We start from the raw sequence: 2,314 nt of genomic DNA on the forward strand, positions 1-2,314 counted from the left end.
GTGCCCCGCGCGGCCAGGGCGGCCGCGGTGAGCGAGGCGCAGGGCGCGTTCCCCGCCTCGTGGACCGTGCGGCCGTTCGCGCTGAGCGACGTCTCGCTCGGGCAGAGCGTGTTCACGCGCGCGCAGCAGCAGATGATCGCGCTCGCGAAGGCCTACCCCGTCGACCGCCTGCTCGTCGTCTTCCGGCGCAACGCCGGCCTGTCGGTGAACGGCGCGACCGCACCCGGCGGCTGGGAGGAGCTCGGCCCCGCGCCCGACGAGCAGCGCTGGGGCCCCGCCGAGTACGTGCGCGGCCAGAACACGCGCGGCGCGGGCGGTCTGCTGCGCGGCCACTACGGCGGGCACTACCTGTCGATGCTCGCGATGGCGCACGCGACCACGGGAGACGAGGCGATCCTGGCCAAGGTCGACGAGTTCGTCACCGGTCTCGAGGAGTGCCGCGCGGCGCTCGCCGCCACGGGCAAGTACTCCCACCCGGGGTTCCTCGCGGCGTACGGCGAGTGGCAGTTCAGCGCGCTCGAGGCGTACGCGCCCTACGGCGAGATCTGGGCGCCCTGGTACACGTGCCACAAGATCCTCGCGGGCCTGATCGACGCGTACCGCTACACGGGCAACCCGCTCGCGCTGCAGCTCGCGGAGGGCCTCGGGCGCTGGACGTACGCGCGCCTGTCGGCGTGCTCGGCCGAGCAGCTCGAGCGCATGTGGGGCATCTACATCGGCGGCGAGGCGGGCGGCATGAACGACTCGCTCGTCGACCTCTACACGCTGTCCACCGCCGCCGACCGCGCGAACTTCCTCGCCGCCTCGCGGCTGTTCGACCTGCGCTCGCTCGTCACCGCGTGTGCCGAGAACCGGGACACGCTCAACGGCAAGCACGCGAACATGCACATCCCCACGTTCGTCGGCTACGCCAAGCTCGGCTCCTGGACCGGCGACGCGACGTACACCACGGCGACCCGGAACTTCTTCGGGATGATCGTGCCCGGGCGCATGTACGCGCACGGCGGCACGGGCGAGGGCGAGATGTGGGGCCCGGCCGACACCGTGGCGGGCGACATCGGGCCGCGCAACGCCGAGTCCTGCGCGGCGTACAACATGCTCAAGGTCGCTCGTACGTTGTTCTTCGAGCAGCAGGACGCGGCCTACATGGACTACTACGAGCGCACCGTGCTCAACCACATCCTGGGCGGCAAGCGCGACCAGTCGTCGACGACGAGCCCGCAGAACCTGTACATGTACCCGGTCGGGCCCGGTGCCCGGAAGGAGTACGGGAACGGCAACATCGGCACGTGCTGCGGCGGCACGGGCCTGGAGAGCCCGGTCAAGTACCAGGACTCGATCTGGTTCCACGCGGCCGACGAGTCGGCGCTGTGGGTCAACCTCTACGTCGCCTCCGAGCTGCGCTGGACCGCGCGCGGCATGCGGATCGTCCAGGAGGGCGGCTACCCGAACGACGAGGACGTCACGATCCGCATCGCGCAGGGGTCGGGCGCGCTCGACCTGCGGCTGCGCGTGCCCGGGTGGGCCACGTCGTTCGTCGTGAAGGTCAACGGCACGACGGTCGCCAGCACGGCCGACGGCACCGCGACGCCCGGCACGTACCTGTCGATCGACCGCACGTGGGCCACGGGCGACGAGGTCGCCCTGACGATCGCGCTCCCGCTACGCGCCGAGCCGACCGTCGACCGCGCCGACATCCAGTCGCTGCAGCGCGGGCCCGTGGTGCTGTCCGCGCTGAGCTCGTCGACCAAGTACCTGCAGCTCTCGCTGTACGACCGCATGGGCCTCGACGGGTCGCTGTCGCGTGACGTCCGGGCCGACGAGTACGGCTACGTGACCATCGGCGGGCAGCAGTTCGAGCCCGCGTTCTCCGGGCAGGACGTCGCGTACCACATGTACGTGCAGCGCTCGGAGAAGAAGATCGCGTTCGCGGGCGTCGACTCGGGCGCCGCCAACCCCACGCGCACCGACGGCACGTCGTTCCTCGACGACGTGTGGGCCGGGGCGCCGTTCGCCGACAGGCAGGCGTTCCTCGAGCGGGTCCAGACCACGTCCGCGGCCTGGGTCGCGGAACGGTTGATGAGCGCGAGAGACCGGCAGAAGGTGCTGGTCGCGGCCGCGCGTGCGCCCTTCGAGCGTCCGGCGGTGGCCCGATGAGCGCCGTCGACCTCCGCCCGGGCGTGCGTCTGAGCCGGCTGGTCGCGGCGGTGGCGGCCGTCGCGCTCGTCGGGACCGGGGCGCTCGTCGGGACGTCTGCGGGTGCGGCGCCGCGATCGGTGGCGCTCGAGCGTGGACCCGCTGCCGTGCCGGCGGG

At 72.3% G+C, this 2,314-nt stretch carries 1 protein-coding gene; it reads left to right on the top strand.

The window, feature by feature from the left end; all coding sequences use genetic code 11:
* Positions 1-2,157, top strand: a 2,157-nt coding sequence (locus CWIS_RS12545) for a beta-L-arabinofuranosidase domain-containing protein (protein WP_048343650.1), incomplete at its 5' end; no start/stop codon positions are given.
* Positions 2,158-2,314 lie beyond the last annotated feature (157 nt).

Origin of the sequence: Cellulomonas sp. A375-1 (genome assembly GCF_001040865.1) — a bacterium.
GTDB lineage: Bacteria > Actinomycetota > Actinomycetes > Actinomycetales > Cellulomonadaceae > Cellulomonas > Cellulomonas gelida.